The sequence below is a fragment of the Aquamicrobium sp. YD-1-mutant5 genome, assembly GCF_059509755.1.
Map to the genome: position 1 here is coordinate 120858 of NZ_JCAKKP010000011.1, position 16388 is coordinate 137245.

Genomic DNA, 16388 nt, shown 5'->3' on the forward strand with positions numbered 1-16388 from the left:
CAGCGGGGATAAGTGGAGTTTCTGCCTGACTTCGGCTTAGATGCCGGGAACAGGAGAGACCATGACGAGACGACCGCGCCGGAACCATAGCCCGGCTTTCAAGGCGAAGGTGGCACTTGCCGCCATCAGAGGTGAGCAGACGCTGGTGGAGTTGTCCCAGCAGTTCGATGTGCACGCCAACCAGATCAAGCAATGGAAAGACCAGCTCCTTGAGGGGGCGACAGGTGTGTTCGGCGATGAAACGAAAGCGGAGCCGTCGGGTCCGACCATCGATGTCAAAACGCTGCACGCGAAAATCGGCGAACTGACACTGGAGAACGATTTTTTATCCGGTGCGCTCGGCAAGGCGGGATTGCTGGGCGGAAAGAAATGATCGACCGCGAGCACAAGCTATCCGTCGTGCGCCAGGCGAAGCTTCTCGGCTTCAGCCGTGGCAGCGTCTACTATCTGCCTCGTCCGGTGTCTGACGGCGATCTGGCCCTTATGCGCCGGATTGACGAATTGCATCTCGACTACCCCTTTGCCGGAAGTCGGATGTTGCAAGGGCTCTTGAGAGGAGAAGGTCTGGAGACCGGGCGGCGACACGTCGCCACGCTGATGAAGAAGATGGGCATCGAGGCGATCTACCGCCGCCCGAACACCTCGAAACCAGCGCCAGGGCACAAAATTTATCCCTACCTCCTACGAAAGCTGGCAGTCACCCGGCCCAATCAGGTCTGGGCAATGGACCTGACCTACATCCCCATGGCGCGGGGATTTGTCTATCTGTGCGCCGTCGTGGACTGGTTCAGCCGGAAGGTCTTGTCATGGCGGTTGTCGATCACGATGGAAGCAGCCTTCTGCATCGAGGCGGTGGAGGAGGCACTTGCCCGTCATGGCAGGCCGGAAATCTTCAATACCGACCAGGGATCGCAGTTCACCTCCATCGACTTCACCGCCGTGCTGAAGAGGTCACAGATCGCCATCTCGATGGATGGCAAGGGTGCGTGGCGAGACAATGTCTTCGTCGAGCGGCTCTGGCGTTCGATCAAATACGAGGAAGTCTACCTCCTTGCCTACAAGACTGTGTCCGAGGCACGCGCTGGCATCGGCCGATATCTGAACTTCTACAACACCAGACGCCCACATTCATCCCTTGACCGGCGGACGCCGGATCAGGCCTACTTCAACGCGCTGACACCAATGATGGTGGCGGCATAATCGAGGCGGAAATCCACTTAGCGAAACGCCCGAAGCTGTTCAGACAAACCGAGCCACCTCTATACCCTAAACCCCTTCAGGACGTGTGGTCCGAAGGAATTGACGAGCGGTATGTCGGCTGCGTCGCGGCCGCGCGCCACCACGATTCTGCCGATCCGAGGGACGTTGTTGCGCGGATCGAAGGTGTGCCATTCGCCATCGAGGAACACTTCCATCCAGGCGCTGAAATCCATGGGATCGACAACCGGCACACCAATGTCGCCGAGATGGCCGTTGACATAGCGAGCGGGGATGTTGAGGCATCGGCAGAACGTGACCGCAAGATGCGCGAAATCGCGACAAACGCCAACGCGCTCATGGAACGCCTCGAACGCCGTCCGCGTAGATCGAGCCTGCATGTAGTCGAAGCGGATGTGGTTGTGGACGAAATCGCAGATCGCCTGCACCCGGCTCCAACCGGGCGGCATCTTGCCGAACAGGTCCCAAGCGGTCTGGCTGAGACGGTCGGTTTCGCAGTAGCGGCTGCCCATGAGGTAGACGAGGCAATCGTCCGGCAAGTCCGGCACCGGCAGTTCCCGGGCACCCGGCACAATCCCGTCCGGCCTGCCGTCGTCCTCGATCGTGGCATCACCCCACATGGTCAGGTCGCCCGCAGGCGCGACCAGCCGCCGGCATTTGTTGCCGAAGAGATCGCGGTAGGTCGATACGTGCACATCGGGTGTGGTGAACGTCGTCTCCGGCACCCGTATGTCAGCCGCGCGATCCTCGTGCACCGACAGCAGACACACCAGGGCTGTCGGCTGCTGGCAGGTCAGTGTGATCTCATACCCGTAGCGGATCAGCATTGAGTGGTGTCTTTACCGGAAATCGGCAGCGGTCAGCGTATAGGAGGTTTGGCGACGATGCGAGTAGGCCTCGCGGGCGACATCGTGGATCGAACTGCGCGTCGCATCGAAGGTCGAGAGATACATCTCTTCCGACACCTCAGTGCTGCGCAATTCAGCAGGGGACCTGGCGAGCGCTTCCACTTCGACAAAGAACGGCACTTCGAACATGCCGTCGTGCCCGATAAAGCGAATGGCGTTGCGCACTTCGTCGAAGCTGCGGCTGGGGTTCAGGAATTCAAGGGTCATCGTTGATCTGCCCTTGCCGTTTGCAGCAGCAGTGGTACACGCATAAACCCGTTCATGTGCTCCTTGCGTCGCACATCATTCCGACGATTGAGGGAAAGCATCCCGTCGGTTGCGGCCGAGTGGCTAAGGCCGATCATCTCCTGCCCTTCGCGGCTGGCTGGAACGCCGGTGAAGACATGATAGATGGTCCAGGACCGGTCGGCTTCGATCCGGCGGCCATATTGTTCGTCGCCTGGTGCGCGGGCGGATGCACCGCCTTCATTGTCCCAGACGCTGATCGCGCGGTCGTGCCGCTCCCGTTCGATTTCATCTATGTATCGGGTCATGATCGTGGCCTTTCTCTAGTGGTCACGTCGGCATCAATGATGCCGGAAAACAGCGCGTTACCGAATAAGTCGGTGATCGCGATGGCGTCGGGTCGTTGAGGCATGTCGAGCGTCTGTGAAAGCAGGTGCGCAATCTCAATGGCGTTAGCGAGATCGACGGCTTCCACCGCCTCTCGGCCCACGACGGCATGGGCGTCATCTGTCTCCCGCGTGCGGTAAAACTCGATGACAACTTTCATGGCGCCCATTGCGCTTTCAGCCGGAGCAACACTGCCTCAGTGCTTACCTTTGCCTTGAGACGCGTTGGCATTTGCAGCGACCTTGATCTGGTTGCCGAAGGTGCTTTCAGGCTTTGGCGGAGCCTTCTCCTGCTTCGGCTTTCTGATCTCGCGATTGCTTCGTTTCTGGCCTTTAGCCATGTCCGAACGTCCTTTCGATGAGAGTTGCGCCATTACCGGATTGCGACATGTCGACCGGCTCGAGGCTGTCCTGCGTCGTCACTCGCTCATGGCGTTCGTCGTCGTTGCGGATGCGATATTGCAGTGAATCTCCCCGTGCCGGCAGTCTGCCGGTTATGCGGTAGATATCGCCGGGCAAAGCTGGTCTCATGAAATCGCCCTTGAGCCGGACAGCCTGTCCGATCGCGAAGAGATGAGCAGGAGCCTCGTGGCGGGCGGGACGGATCGTGCGTCGGATTGGGTTGGTCGATATCATGATTGTTGGTGATCCTTTTCGAGAGCGGCGTCGAGATCGGCGGGATCGATCGACGCCATCTGATGTGTGTGGCCATCAATGCCGATGGCGGGCAGGTGGATGAAGGCGCCGACACGTCTCCAGGCGAGGCGGGAGGATACCTCCAGCAGTTCCTCATCCTGGTCCACGCGATATTCGCCGGCGGGCTGTGCGGCGTCGAAGCCGGGCAGCATGAAGGGTGCGGAGAACCGGACGATGGTTTGTGTGGTGCGCGTTGTCATGGTCGATACCTCCGCAGGAGCACGCAAACGCGCCTCCTGCATCATTCCCGTTCGAACCGGAACGAATTTCCGTGCTGCCAGTACATCCGTGGTCAGCGGCGCGTTCATTCCAAGGTTCGAACAGAGCGATATGCGCGCCGGGTCGGCGCTTGATGCATTCGCTATCGAGAATTCGGTGGTGAATGGCGGGTCTCTGACACCGCAAAAAGCCAAGTCGGCCAAATCAACGAGTTTTATATATGGGCTGTCCCTACCCGGTAAGCAAGGAGCGGGTCGATATTATTTTATCTGGAATTGAATAATGTCTCTTCCATAATAATAAATCGCATTGAAAAATCAGAAAATACGTATTGAAAACAACAAATATCGCATCGATAGAAGCGACATAAATTTTTCCCAGTTGCGCCTTTTCAAAGAAATACATTTGGCACTCCTATCATTCGAGTGCCAACGGGGTTATGTATCTGAGGGGGCCGCCCTATGCGCCGGCCTCAGAAAGAACCCACATGAAATTCCGGCCTCTCCATGACCGCGTCGTCATTCGACGTGCGGAAGGCGATCTCAAATCCAAAGGCGGGATCATCATTCCCGACACCGCGAAAGAAAAACCTCAGGAAGGCGAGGTCATCGCCGTCGGCCCAGGTTCCCGCGACGAAAGCGGCAAGCTGATCCCGCTCGACGTCAAGCCGGGCGATCTCATCCTGTTCAGCAAATGGTCCGGGACCGAGGTCAAGATCGATCACGAAGACCTTCTGATCATGAAGGAGAGTGACATCATGGGAATCGTTGAGAAGACCGAAGCTGCGAGCAGGAAAAGTGCCTGAGCGGCCAGCTTCCGATCCTGTGATCCTCACAACCGAACTGGACCCGACATCATGTCTGCCAAGGAAATCAGATTCTCTAATGACGCCCGCGACCGCATGCTGCGCGGCGTCGAGCTGCTGAACAACGCCGTCAAGGTGACGCTCGGGCCGAAGGGCCGCAACGTCGTCATCGACAAAGCCTATGGCGCGCCGCGCATCACCAAGGATGGTGTGACCGTCGCCAAGGAGATCGAGCTTTCCGACAAGTTCGAGAACATGGGCGCGCAGATGGTGCGCGAGGTGGCCTCGAAAACCAACGACCTCGCCGGCGACGGAACCACCACCGCGACGGTTCTCGCCGCTTCCATCCTGCGCGAGGGTGCCAAGCTGGTCGCTGCCGGCATGAACCCGATGGACCTGAAGCGCGGCATCGATCTCGGTGTCGCTGCCGTCGTCAGGGAAATCCAGACTCGCGCCAGGAAGGTCAAGTCGTCGGCAGAGGTCGCCCAAGTCGGCACGATCGCGGCTAACGGCGACGCGACCGTGGGCGAGATGATTGCGAGGGCGATGGACAAGGTCGGCAACGAAGGCGTCATCACCGTCGAGGAAGCCAAGACGGCCGAGACTGAGCTCGACGTGGTCGAGGGCATGCAGTTCGATCGCGGCTATCTCTCGCCCTACTTTGTGACCGATCCCGAGAAGATGCGCGTGGAACTGGATGACCCTTACATCCTCATTCATGAGAAGAGGCTTGGCAATCTGCAGGCCATGCTGCCCGTACTGGAAGCAGTGGTGCAAAGCGGAAAGCCGCTGCTGATTATCTCCGAAGACGTCGAGGGCGAGGCGCTCGCCACGCTGGTCGTCAACAAGCTGCGTGGTGGCCTCAAGGTAGCGGCCGTCAAGGCTCCCGGCTTCGGAGACCGCCGCAAAGCCATGCTCGAGGACATCGCGGTGCTGGCCGCCGGCCAGATAATCTCCGAGGATCTCGGCATCAAGCTGGAGAATGTCACGCTCGACATGCTCGGCCGTGCCAAGCGCATCGTGATCGAGAAGGATACCACGACAATCATCGACGGCTCCGGCGACAAGCCAAGCATCGCGGCGCGCATCAGCCAGATCAAGGCGCAGATCGAGGAAACGACTTCCGACTACGACAAGGAGAAGCTGCAGGAGCGGCTGGCCAAACTCGCCGGCGGCGTCGCTGTCATCCGTGTTGGTGGCGTGACTGAGACCGAGGTCAAAGAGAAGAAGGACCGCATAGATGACGCGCTGAATGCCACCCGCGCGGCTGTCGAGGAAGGCATCGTGCCGGGCGGCGGCGTGGCGCTGCTGCGTGCCATAGCGGTGCTTGCCCCTCTGACAGGTGACAACGCCGATATAACCGCAGGCATTTCGATCGTGCGGCGGGCGCTTGAAGCGCCGGTCCGACAGATCGCCGAGAATGCAGGCGTCGAGGGCTCGATCGTGGTCGGCAAGCTCACGGACAGCAAGGACCCCAACCAGGGCTTTGATGCCCAGACCGAAACCTATGTCGACATGATCAAGGCCGGCATCGTCGATCCCGCCAAGGTTGTCAGAACCGCCCTGCAGGACGCCGGCTCGATCGCGGCGCTCCTGATCACCGCCGAGGCGATGATCGCCGACGTCCCAGCGAAGGATTCCACGTTAACGGCCGGCAACGGTGGCATGGGTGGAATGGGATACTGAGAGCAGTGCCTGAACCGTTCGGCCGGCACGGTCGGATGAAGCAATCCTCACCACAATCTGGAAGGAAGACCACCATGGCTACGCAGAGCACAACGAACCCGTCTCTCTCCCGCCGTTGGGAGAACTACCAACCTTCAAAGACCATGCTGGTCTGGGCATGCATCGCCGCGATCATCGCAACGATCGTCGTCGGATTCGCCTGGGGCGGCTGGGTCACCGGCGGCACATCACAGAAGATGGCCGTGACCGCTGGCGACACGGCGCGTGGCGAACTGGCGTCCGCCATATGCGTTGAACGGTTCAACGCAGCGCCGGATGCGGCCGCGAAACTTGCTGAGTTCAAGGCTATATCCGACAGCTACAAGAAACGGCAGTTCGTCGAAGCCGGTGGCTGGGCAACGATGCCGGGCCAGACGACTGCCGACCGGCTTGGAGTCCAGGGCTGTGTCACCGGACTTGGCGCATAATACCCCGCTTAAAGCGCTCAGGCAGGCGCCAGGGCGTTTCCACCCGCCCCAGGAAGGAACGTCAGCAATGATTTCGTTTGTCAAGAAGACAGATATGCCGCCGATAGCCCCGCAGGTCGAAGACAATCGTTTCGAGCAGATCCGCAAGGCGGCTGCCGAACGTCACCGGAAGGCGGACACCGACGGCACACGTCGCCGCGCCCGCCAGAAGGCCGAGGACAACCGGCTCATTTGAGTTGTCGGAATTTTCGGGCTGAGCTCCCCAGTGGCATAACCTTCAACTTCACTCGCACAGCTCCCGATAGACAGAATACTTCCGGTGAGTTCGGCGCGGCAGAGAATCGCTCCATGCACCTTAAAGCAGGTATCCGACAGTGCCGTTCGTCATCGGAGGTGAACGTCGCTGCTTTCCTTTCGCTCGGAATAGCGGTCGGTCAGGTAGGATGATACATCGCGCGTTAGCAGCGTGAACTTCACCAACTCCTCCATCACGTCGACCACTCGATCATAATATGACGATGGTATCATCCGGCCGGCTTCATCGAACTCCTGATATGCTTTGGCGACGGACGACTGGTTGGGGATCGTCACCATCCGCATCCAGCGGCCGAGCACCCGCATCTGGTTGACGGCGTTGAAGCTCTGCGAGCCGCCGGAGACTTGCATGACGGCGAGTGTCCGGCCCTGCGTCGGCCTTACCGCGCCGACCGAAAGGGGAATCCAGTCGATCTGTGCCTTCATCACCGCGCTCATCGCACCGTGACGCTCCGGGCTGGTCCAGACTTGACCTTCCGACCAGAGCGAGAGCTCGCGAAGCTCCTGCACCTTGGGATGATCGACGGGAGCGCCGTCCGGCAGCGGCAGGCCGGACGGATTGAAGATGCGTGTTTCCGCCCCGAAATGTTTCAGCAGGCGCTCGGCCTCGTATGTCAGGAAACGGCTGTAGGATCGCGCGCGGAGCGAGCCATATAGCAGCAGGATACGCGGCGGATGGGTAGAGGGTTCGGTTACGCGCAGCCGACCAAGGCTGGGAGTAGCAACGCAGCCGGCAGCAAGATTGGGAAGATCGCCCGGCATCAACGCTGCTCTTTCGCAAGTTCGGACACCTTGCCGCCGCGCTCATACCAGCCTTTGGAGCGGTTCACGATCCAGACGACCGAGAGCATCACCGGCACTTCGATCAGCACGCCGACCACGGTGGCGAGCGCCGCGCCCGAATGAAAGCCGAACAGGCTGATGGCGGCGGCAACCGCCAGTTCGAAGAAGTTCGATGCGCCGATTAGCGCCGAGGGTCCAGCCACGCAATGCTGCTCGCCGGCCAGCCGGTTGAGCAGATAGGCAAGACCGGAGTTGAAATAGACCTGAATCAGGATCGGCACGGCCAGCAGGCCGATGATTGCGGGCTGCGCGATAATCTGCTCGCCCTGAAACCCGAAGAGCAGAACCAGCGTCGCCAGCAGCGCAACGAGGGAGGCCGGGCCGAGCTTTGCAAGCAGGTGGTCGAGCGCGGCCTGCCCGCCGCTCGCCAGCATCCGGCGACGGATGATCTGCGCGATGATAACGGGAATGACGATATAGAGCACCACCGACAGGACCAGTGTGCCCCATGGCACGGTGATGGCTGACAGGCCCAGCAGCAGGCCGACGATGGGCGCGAAGGCGACGACCATGATGGCGTCGTTGAGGGCAACCTGGCTCAAGGTGAAATGCGGTTCGCCTTTCGTCAGGTTCGACCAGACGAACACCATGGCCGTGCAGGGTGCGGCGGCAAGGATGATGAGGCCGGCAATGTAGCTGTCGATCTGGTCCGCCGGCAGATAGGGGCGGAACAGCCAGCCGATGAACAGCCATCCCAGCAGCGCCATCGAGAACGGCTTCACAGCCCAGTTGATGAACAGCGTCACGCCGATGCCGCGCCAGTGGCGGCCGACCTCGCCCAGTGCTGCGAAGTCGATCTTGAGCAGCATGGGGATGACCATCAGCCAGATCAGCACGGCGACGGGCAAGTTGACGCTGGCAATTTCCATCGCGCCGATGGCCTGAAATGCGCCCGGCAGGAAGTGGCCGAGCGCGATGCCAACGACGATGCACAATGCGACCCAAAGGGTGAGATAGCGTTCGAAGGTAGACATGCAATTCCCTCAGGTCGTGGCCACGCGCCGACCGTGTTCGTCGATCACCCGCTCGCCATCTTCCTTGACGAACGCGCCGCGCTGCGGCGGCAACAGGTCGAGCACGTCCTCGGACGGCCGGCAGAGCTTGACGCCCTTCGGACTGACGACGATGGGTCGGTTGATCAGGATGGGATGCGCCATCATGGCGTCGAGCAACTGCGCGTCACTCAAAGCCGGGTCGCCAAGGCCCAGTTCCGCATAGGGCGTGCCCTTCTCGCGCAGCAGTTCCCGCACCGATATGCCCATGCGCGCAATAAGTCGGGTCAGCATCTCGCGCGACGGCGGTGTCTTCAGATATTCGATGACATGCGGCTCGACGCCCGCATTGCGGATCATCGCCAGCGTGTTGCGCGAGGTGCCGCAATCGGGATTGTGATAGATGATGACGTCCATGGCCGGCTTCACGCTGCGCTGTTGCGTGGAGACGACGCGCCATCGGACTGGCCGATCTCGGTCAGTTTAGTGCGCAGCGACGCCTTGTCGAGACTGGCGACCGGTAGGGACGTGAAAGCCGAGATACGGTTCTTCATGTAGCGGAAGGCCGCAACGAAGGCGGCTTCCTTCTGGATATCCGGTCCATCGACGGCCGCCGGATCTTCGATACCCCAATGGGCGGTCATGGGCTGGCCGGGCCAGACCGGGCAGGCTTCGCCGGCAGCGTTGTCGCAGACGGTGAACACGAAATCCATGACAGGCGCGTCAGGCCCCGCGAACTCCTCCCAACCCTTCGAGCGGAAGCCTTCAGAGGGGTAGTCGAAACTCTTCAATACCTTCAGCGCGAAGGGATTGATCGTCCCCTTCGGTTGCGAACCCGCAGAAAAGGCACGAAAGCGACCCTCGCCATCCTTGTTCAGGATGCTTTCCGCGAGGATCGAGCGTGCCGAGTTGCCGGTGCAGAGGAACAGGACGTTGAAGACGCGATGCTCTTGTCCGTCAGACATGGGAGGTTCCTTTCGTGGGTTCGCAACAGGAAGACAGCGCGGCCATTGCCGGATTGCAGACCTCCGGGTGGCCCTGACAGCAATCGCGCATGAGGAATTCGACGAGACCGGCCAGCGTGGTCAGCGCGGCGCTGTAGATGATCGACCGCCCGTCACGGCGGGACTCGACAAGCCCGGCCTGTTCGAGATGGCTCAGATGGAACGACATACGGGACGAAGATGCGCCATCCATCGCTTCGCCGATTGCTCCGGCCGACATGCCTTCCGGGCCGGCAGTCACCAGCAGCCGGACGATGCGCAATCTCGTTTCCTGCGACAGCGCGGCGAAGGCATTGAGGGCTTGCTTCTCGTGCATCATAATCTCAATAACTCAAGAATCATTGAGATAACTCATATGGCAGAATGCCGCTGAGTGCTAGCGGAAATTCGCGATGGCCTAACCGAGTGAGGCCGCGTTGGCGGCGGCAACAGCCTTAAGGAGGGCTATGGAGGGGAATAGAGTAGATATAGTTCTCATCATCACCCGGTATGGCGCGCCAAATTCCGCCGATTGCCCTCTATTAAGGCCGATAACCGCCGAAACTACGCCCACGCAAAGGGTGTGAGATGGTCCTTGCGCGAAAAAGCGTAGAAACGGCGGTGTTTGGCGATAAAAAAGTTCGAATCGCTTCCGGTCGATTGGTCGATTTTGACCCTGCGCAGACGTGGTTTATGGGGCTTTGACCGACCGCTATTCGCCCATATCGCCGAACTGGTGATAGGCGCATCCCAGAAGCAGACTTCCTAGCCACAAGGCGTTGCCACAAGTTTGTGCCCGGATGGCCGCCGCTATCGGGCTTGACTCTCGCCCCAACAATTAGACGGTTGCTTTAGTCTTGCTAATCTTTGAACGTGCATAATTCCAGGGGCACTTTAAGAGATGTACGAAGTAGGGGTTCTTTCATCACCGAGTGCGGCCGAGAGCGACGCCGACCTGGGTGCCAGCGCCGCGCGGATGATCTGGGACGATCAGCCGGATGTCGATGATCTGATCGACAGGCGCACTCCCGAATTCGCCGATGCCGTGGTGACGGGATTGGCGAATGCTTTGGCATCATCACCCGGTGCCTTGAAAAGGATGATGCGCGGCGCGGCCGCCGCCGCAGAGGATTTGAACGTTGAGCCGTTTCAAGGCCTGACGGAAGTGCTCCAAAACGCGGATGATCTACGCGCGTCGGAAGTGCGCTTCGCGTTCCGCGACACGAATGCCAGTCGTGAGCTATTGATCGTGCATAATGGTCAGCCGGTTGCCTGCCAGCACGTGCTGGGTATGGCGCTGCCATTCGTGACCACCAAGACTAACAGAACTGATCAGCGCGGGCGGTTTGGCATTGGCCTAAAGACGCTCAAGCGCATTGCAGATCATCTCGCAATCCATTCGGCGCCATATCATTTTTCCGGAGATCAGCTTTCGGTCCAAGTCGTGCCAGCGGAAGGACCGCTGCCCGGCTTCTACGATCCCGCGACCGACACAATGATCGTCTTACGCCTGAAACCGGATTTCAGCGACGAGGGGCTGAAAGCCTGGTTCGCGGAGTGGGAGGATGACGGCCTAATCTTCCTAACCTGGGTTTCGAGTTTCCGCTGGTGCGATCTCACCGGCACGACCCTCGAAGGCCGCACACTAAGATTCCGCGCGTGGGAAAACATCGCCATGGTTGGCGGCCACGCCTCCATCACCGCGCTATCGAGACGCGAGGTGCAGAGCACGGCAGCGTCGTGGACCGTGTGGCGCGCGACCTTGCCTGTGCCAGATCATCTGCATCCAGCTCACAAGGCGCGCGCGGAGGTAACGCAAATTTCCATCGCCGTGCCGAGCACGATGGGCGCGGGCAGTCTTTATATAGGCTTCAAGACGCGTGTCGCGGTGAACCTGTCATTTTCGCTCGACGCGCAATTCGATCCCAGCACCACGCGCGAAGCCTTGATCGAAAGCAAGTGGAACAACTGGCTGATTGAGCGATGCGGCGATGTGCTTGGTGAGATCGCGTATGGCCGTATGCTGGCGGCGCCCAAGGAAGCTTGGCGCTTCGTGCCGGTCGCTGCCGAGTACATCGGTAACGAAGGGGACCGTTGGCTGCGCGGTTGTTTCGCGAAATCATTCGAAACCGCGCGAACTTGGCTTGGCGAGCATGCGGCAATCCTTATCAGCGGCGCATCCGTCGCCTTGTCGGATATCGCCTATGAACATGCCGGTCTAAGCGATCTTCTGACCGACGCCGATATCGAGGCACTGGCCGAAGGATCACGGGCGCTGCCGCGCGATGTTCGCGATGCGGGCGGTAGGTGGCGCACAGTGCTCGATGAAATCGGAGTCTGCGCCACTGTTGGCACCACGGAGCTGCTTGAGGGCTTCAAGCAATCGCTGTTTCAACCGAAGGAACCAAGTTGGTGGGTGAAAGCCGCGCGCGTGTTGGTAGAGACCCACGCCGATGAGGAACTATTCGATGTGCCGTTCTGGCTGACTGATGAAGGGCGCGCAGTGGTCTGCAAGCCCAAAGGCGCTACGGCCAAGCCGCTCGTTCTAGGCGGAGAGTTTTCACTGTTTTCCTTACGGTGGAGCCTGCTGGATCGCCTGCATGCCGAATACGGTATCGAGAAGGATGGCGATGTCGCGGTGAAGTGGCTGGATAAACACGCGGCGTTCCGAACAAGTGTCGATGCGTCGACCGAACTCTCAGCCTTCGCGGAGCGATTCGCGGCGACGCCGCTAGAGATCGAGGACGAAGAATTGCGCGAGCTTCGCAATCGTTTCGATGAACTGAGCGATCGCCGCGCGGATGAGATCGGTCATGCTGTGGGCGCAGCGCTGATGGTGGACGGCTTCGTTTATAAGAGTGGCAAGATGCACCGGCAGAAGGTGCGTCCGACGGAAGCTTATCTATGCAAGACGTTGGACAGCGATTTCCCCAATTGGCCCACAGCGGCTGGGAATGTACCGGGCATTCAGTGGATCTCCGCCAAGTACGATGAGAAACTGAAGACTGGCGCCACTCGCGCGCAGCGTAAGCGCGCTGATGGAACCATCTCGCGGGGCCCGCGCAAGTTCTTCGCTTTGCTTGGCGTGGAGAACGCGCCGCGACTGAAGCAAACCGGATTGGTCCGTTGGGGCAGCACGACGCGAACCCAGGAACTCCGCGCGGCCCAGGCCGAGCAAGTGCCGGCCGATTGGATCAGTCCCGATCTCGAACGCGTTCTTGCCGCATTCCCCAAGCTCTCCAAGAAGGACGTACGCGCGAGAAGCCCAGCCTTGTTCAAGGCCATGGCGCGCGCCTGGGAGCGGTCTTACGCCAACCGCAAAATGGTGGCCTCGCAGCACGAGGCGCGTGTCTACGTTTATCCAAGGGCACCTGTCACCGCGCAATGGCTGATCCAATTGCGTGAGACGCGGTGGGTGGCGATCGGCAAGGGCGAGTTGGTGACGCCGAACGAAGCCGTGGTGAAGACTCAAGAGACGCAAACGCTCTACATCAGCACCGCCTTCGCGGTTGGCATCGATCTGGGGGATTTTAGCGCGGACTTCGCGGCGACGCTTGGGTTGGTCACCTCGGTGCGTGTCAGCGATCTCGTCAAGATGCTGCGCCAGACGCGCGATGGGGTCGAGGCCATCGATGACGGGCAGGTCATGGCGATCTATCGCAATATTGCGAAATACGTGCCCCGCGCGGTCGTGTGGAACACCCGCATCGGCGATATGACCGTCCAGGATTTGCGCAAAGCTTTCACGGAAAACCAGGGGCTTATCCACGTCGGCGGCAATGCTTGGCGCAGGCCAAACGAGCTGATGCGCGGCAAGGATGTCTTTCATGACCGCTCGCGCTTCGTGCCAGGTGGACCGGCCTTGGCCAGCCTCTGGTCGGCCTTGGATGTGCGAGAGCCTACGCTCGATGACTGCCTTACGTTCCTGAAGTCGCTGGTGGGGCAAGCTTATGACGTCGGGGTCACGTCACGCCTGATCGACGTATATCGTTATATGGAGCCCCTGCTGGCCAATGCGGAGCGACGGCACCGTGAGCGCATGAAAACCCTGCCGCTATATTGCGGTGATCGTTGGGAGACCGAGCGGCCCATTTTCCTGGTCGAGGAATCCGAACTGAGATCTCAATTGGCGAAGGCGTTGCCCGTCAAGAAGTTCTGGACGCCGCCTTGCGACCTTCGCGAGCTGGCGTCATTCGTGGTTTTCACAGGGGTGACGCGCAACGAGCCCACCTTGGTCGTTGCGGACGATCGCGAGACGGCCCATGATCGTGGTGATGGCATGCGCACGCACTTCCGGCAGGCGGTCGATCATCTCTCCGATGAACTAGCGCGCAACGATCCAGATGTGCGCCAGCGCATGGCGATCAGTTGGGACGCGCTGCGGGAGATTCCGTTGTGCGTATACTCCGGTCCAATTGCGGTTCGGGCAATGGACAAGGAATTGTCAGAGGTGAAAATTTCGATCCAACTTCACGCATTGATGATGCGCGATCCACTCGAATTGCATGTCTGGGACGAGGCCCTGCCCAAGCGCGAATACGGTGGCCATGCCATCGCGTCGTTGTTCCCGCATGCCTCGCGCCGCGGCATCGAGGCCGAATGGGTGGTGGCTTGGCAGGAAGCGCGCGAGACCACAGCCGAAGCCATTCGCCTCGCATCTGACGAGGAACACTCACAGGCGATGGAAGGTCGCGCTGCCAAGATCAACGCCGCCCCGAAAAAGAAAATCTCGGTGAGCACACCCGGTGGGAAAGGCCCGTCCGTGAAGCCCCGAACCCTTAAGAATAGTGTTGGTCCCATTTTGGGCGCCACGGTGGTGCCAGGCGGCTATCCGAAGCCTGCGGCGCCACCACCGGCAAAACCGAAGCTGCATGAGGCACCGCCTCCGACAAAGCCGTCCAATCTCGGATCGCACACGGCGCCAACGGCCTACACCGATCGTGATCTGGAGCAACGTGGCTGGGAGTTGCTGACGCAGGCGTTGGAAACCTCGGCGGAGGAACTGCTGGTTGATTTCCGCAACCGGCATGGAGTGGGGGCTGACGGCGCAATCGACTGGAAGACCTTTGTGGAAATGAAAGCGACCGGCCGCGCGCCGCAGAGTTCTATCGAGATGTCCAACGTCGAATACCAGCGCGCCAAGGAACGCGGCAACGACTTCATCTTGGCTTTGGTCAGCGGCCTTGAGGATGGCTATCAGGACGAGGTGCGGTTGATATTCGATCCGGCCAATCGTGCGACCGTCCGCCCATTGAACGGTGTGAAGCTAGTCGCGTTGACAGAGGCGCCTTTGGTCCTGATCCCGTTTGGGAACTCAGAGGAATGACCTGAATTCGTGTTTACATATTCGAAGTCTGTTTTCTTTCGTTTATTGAACGGTGGACATCGTCCCGTAACATCAACCGACCGTGCCTGTGTTGTGCAGCGAGCGTTTGCTTAGGCCAGACCAAGACGTTAGCCGTAGCATGACGTGGTCAAATCTGCGCACGAATGGCCGGTATTTCAGTGACTTACGAGCGTTTTGGTTCGCCCTATTTTATAGGGCTATAGCGTAGACGTAGCTGTCATCTTCACCCGGTGAGGTGCGCCATTTCAGAACAGAACTATGAACGCCGAACGCCGCCGTTTCTACGCTTGAAGCGGCGACCAGCGTTTGCAGCAGCTCTGACTTCGATCCCATTATACGAACCTCATCGTCAGCAACCTCGACGCGCTGCGCCAGAGCGCGCAGGTGGTCGCGGTGATAGCCGCCACTGTCGAGCCGTATCCGTTCGCGGGCCTTGCTGGCGAATGCCTTGAGCATGTCGGGGGTGACACCCTGATCGCCTGAACTGTTTAGCGCGAGCTGCGTGCGCTCGGCATCGGCTACGGCTTGATCCCGTAATGCCTTGAGGCCTGCCATGCGTTCTTTAGCCATGGCATCGTCTTTGTCGATCATTCCACCTTCGATAGCGTCAAACAGGCGGCCCATCCGTTGGTCAGTATCTGTGATTCGCCTGTTAAGCTCGGCTAGATGCGCTCGGCGACGCTCAACGCGCTCCTGCCGCCTGTCGATGACGCTGGCAAGGATTGTTTCCAGTCGCTTGGGCTGGAGCAGCCGATCTCCAATATGATCGGCGACGAGATGATCGAGCTTACCCATCGGAATCGCTCGCCCCCTGCAACCAGTATTCCCCTGTCGTGCCTTGGTCGAGCAGGTGTAGTAGCGATATGTCTGTCCTGCGCTTCCCTTACCCGTGCGAAGTGTCATGGCGCCCCCGCACTTGGCGCAGAAACAGATACCCGTCAGCAATGTGGGGCCGCTGGAAACACGTGCGGGCGTTACCAAAGGATCGCGCGACTTCAAACGCGCTTGCACAGCGTCGAATATCTCGCGCTCGATCAGGGGCGGCACCGCCATGATGGCGACCTCGCTCTCCGGCTTCTTCTCCCGGTTTTTATGCGAGCGTGTGTTGAACCTATGCTCGCCGATATAGGTGGTACGGGTCAGGATAGCGTGGATTGGCGCTAGGCTCAGGACCTATTAATTTGGTTTGATCTGTGATTCACGGTCTTTGCTGAAGGAGGCCGTGATGGGTGATTTGTTTCTGCTGAGCGAGTGCCAGATGGCGCGCATATCGCCGTACTTCCCGTTGTGGCACGGGG

20 protein-coding genes are annotated in these 16388 nt (G+C 59.9%); 7 read left to right on the forward strand and 13 right to left on the reverse strand.

Features of this window, described 5'->3' with window-relative positions:
• Positions 1 to 61 precede the first annotated feature (61 nt).
• A protein-coding gene (locus AC5XE7_RS15240) for an IS3 family transposase (RefSeq protein ID WP_495366595.1) occupies positions 62 to 1200 on the forward strand; the annotation gives its coding sequence in 2 pieces (ribosomal slippage) (positions 62 to 320 and positions 320 to 1200; 1140 coding nt in all).
• Between the two features lie 59 nt (positions 1201 to 1259).
• On the opposite strand, the gene AC5XE7_RS15245 is transcribed toward AC5XE7_RS15240, so the two are convergent.
• Genes AC5XE7_RS15245 through AC5XE7_RS15275 form a run of 7 tightly spaced genes read right to left on the reverse strand, consistent with a single transcriptional unit; the run spans position 1260 to position 3633 of the window.
• The gene (locus AC5XE7_RS15245; RefSeq protein ID WP_495366594.1) at positions 1260 to 2045 is read right to left on the reverse strand and encodes a transglutaminase-like domain-containing protein; all 786 of its coding nucleotides are present in this window, start codon (positions 2043 to 2045) and stop codon (positions 1260 to 1262) included.
• Positions 2046 to 2057: 12 nt separating this feature from the next.
• Complete coding sequence (locus AC5XE7_RS15250) at positions 2058 to 2333, reverse strand: DUF1488 family protein (protein WP_009452373.1); 276 nt, start codon at positions 2331 to 2333, stop codon at positions 2058 to 2060.
• A complete protein-coding gene (locus AC5XE7_RS15255; RefSeq protein ID WP_009452374.1) occupies positions 2330 to 2659 on the reverse strand; it encodes a hypothetical protein in 330 nt (109 codons plus the stop codon). Before AC5XE7_RS15255 ends, AC5XE7_RS15250 begins: the two co-directional genes overlap by 4 nt.
• Positions 2656 to 2898 (reverse strand): hypothetical protein, encoded by a 243-nt coding sequence (locus AC5XE7_RS15260; protein ID WP_040673278.1) that lies wholly within the window; start codon positions 2896 to 2898, stop codon positions 2656 to 2658. The genes AC5XE7_RS15255 and AC5XE7_RS15260 overlap by 4 nt, the downstream gene beginning before the upstream one ends.
• A gap of 36 nt (positions 2899 to 2934) precedes the next feature.
• Positions 2935 to 3078, reverse strand: coding sequence for a hypothetical protein (locus AC5XE7_RS15265; protein ID WP_009452376.1), 144 nt, complete (start codon positions 3076 to 3078; stop codon positions 2935 to 2937).
• Entirely contained in the window at positions 3071 to 3373 is a 303-nt protein-coding gene (locus AC5XE7_RS15270; RefSeq protein ID WP_193731096.1) for a hypothetical protein, read from the reverse strand. Before AC5XE7_RS15270 ends, AC5XE7_RS15265 begins: the two co-directional genes overlap by 8 nt.
• Complete coding sequence (locus AC5XE7_RS15275; RefSeq protein WP_040673266.1) at positions 3370 to 3633, reverse strand: hypothetical protein; 264 nt, start codon at positions 3631 to 3633, stop codon at positions 3370 to 3372. The genes AC5XE7_RS15270 and AC5XE7_RS15275 overlap by 4 nt, the downstream gene beginning before the upstream one ends.
• On the opposite strand from AC5XE7_RS15275, the gene AC5XE7_RS15280 reads away from it, so the two are divergent.
• The 5 genes from AC5XE7_RS15280 to AC5XE7_RS15300 all read left to right on the forward strand — a co-directional run bounded on the left by AC5XE7_RS15280 (position 3632) and on the right by AC5XE7_RS15300 (position 6845).
• Positions 3632 to 3931: a hypothetical protein gene (locus AC5XE7_RS15280; RefSeq protein WP_040673267.1), complete on the forward strand. Its 300-nt coding sequence runs from the start codon at positions 3632 to 3634 to the stop codon at positions 3929 to 3931. The genes AC5XE7_RS15275 and AC5XE7_RS15280 overlap by 2 nt on opposite strands.
• A 208-nt stretch (positions 3932 to 4139) precedes the next feature.
• A complete protein-coding gene (locus AC5XE7_RS15285) occupies positions 4140 to 4457 on the forward strand; it encodes a co-chaperone GroES (RefSeq protein ID WP_009452379.1) in 318 nt (105 codons plus the stop codon).
• Positions 4458 to 4508: 51 nt separating this feature from the next.
• Complete coding sequence (gene groL / locus AC5XE7_RS15290; RefSeq protein ID WP_009452380.1) at positions 4509 to 6143, forward strand: chaperonin GroEL; 1635 nt, start codon at positions 4509 to 4511, stop codon at positions 6141 to 6143.
• Positions 6144 to 6217: 74 nt separating this feature from the next.
• Positions 6218 to 6610: a hypothetical protein gene (locus AC5XE7_RS15295; RefSeq protein ID WP_040673268.1), complete on the forward strand. Its 393-nt coding sequence runs from the start codon at positions 6218 to 6220 to the stop codon at positions 6608 to 6610.
• Positions 6611 to 6677: 67 nt separating this feature from the next.
• Positions 6678 to 6845, forward strand: coding sequence for a hypothetical protein (locus AC5XE7_RS15300; protein ID WP_495366593.1), 168 nt, complete (start codon positions 6678 to 6680; stop codon positions 6843 to 6845).
• 149 nt (positions 6846 to 6994) lie between these two features.
• Here the strand turns inward: AC5XE7_RS15300 and arsH are convergent, their stop codons facing one another.
• Genes arsH through AC5XE7_RS15325 form a run of 5 tightly spaced genes read right to left on the reverse strand, consistent with a single transcriptional unit; the run spans position 6995 to position 10080 of the window.
• On the reverse strand, positions 6995 to 7687 hold the full coding sequence (gene arsH / locus AC5XE7_RS15305; RefSeq protein WP_036748515.1) for an arsenical resistance protein ArsH: 693 nt from the start codon (positions 7685 to 7687) through the stop codon (positions 6995 to 6997).
• Positions 7687 to 8742, reverse strand: a complete 1056-nt coding sequence (gene arsB, locus AC5XE7_RS15310; protein ID WP_024846004.1) for an ACR3 family arsenite efflux transporter — start codon at positions 8740 to 8742, stop codon at positions 7687 to 7689. The genes arsH and arsB overlap by 1 nt, the downstream gene beginning before the upstream one ends.
• A 9-nt stretch (positions 8743 to 8751) precedes the next feature.
• Positions 8752 to 9177 (reverse strand): arsenate reductase (glutaredoxin), encoded by a 426-nt coding sequence (arsC, locus tag AC5XE7_RS15315; RefSeq protein ID WP_024846003.1) that lies wholly within the window; start codon positions 9175 to 9177, stop codon positions 8752 to 8754.
• A gap of 8 nt (positions 9178 to 9185) precedes the next feature.
• Positions 9186 to 9725, reverse strand: coding sequence for an arsenate reductase ArsC (locus tag AC5XE7_RS15320; protein ID WP_193731095.1), 540 nt, complete (start codon positions 9723 to 9725; stop codon positions 9186 to 9188).
• Positions 9718 to 10080 carry an ArsR/SmtB family transcription factor gene (locus AC5XE7_RS15325; RefSeq protein WP_183827035.1) on the reverse strand — a complete coding sequence of 121 codons (363 nt, stop codon included), beginning with the start codon at positions 10078 to 10080 and terminating at the stop codon, positions 9718 to 9720. The genes AC5XE7_RS15320 and AC5XE7_RS15325 overlap by 8 nt, the downstream gene beginning before the upstream one ends.
• 564 nt (positions 10081 to 10644) lie before the next feature.
• Between AC5XE7_RS15325 and AC5XE7_RS15330 the strand changes: the two genes are divergently transcribed.
• The gene (locus AC5XE7_RS15330; protein ID WP_495366592.1) at positions 10645 to 15069 is read left to right on the forward strand and encodes a sacsin N-terminal ATP-binding-like domain-containing protein; all 4425 of its coding nucleotides are present in this window, start codon (positions 10645 to 10647) and stop codon (positions 15067 to 15069) included.
• Between the two features lie 210 nt (positions 15070 to 15279).
• On the opposite strand, the gene AC5XE7_RS15335 is transcribed toward AC5XE7_RS15330, so the two are convergent.
• Entirely contained in the window at positions 15280 to 16260 is a 981-nt protein-coding gene (locus tag AC5XE7_RS15335) for a recombinase zinc beta ribbon domain-containing protein (RefSeq protein WP_495917835.1), read from the reverse strand.
• Positions 16261 to 16388: the final 128 nt, after the last annotated feature.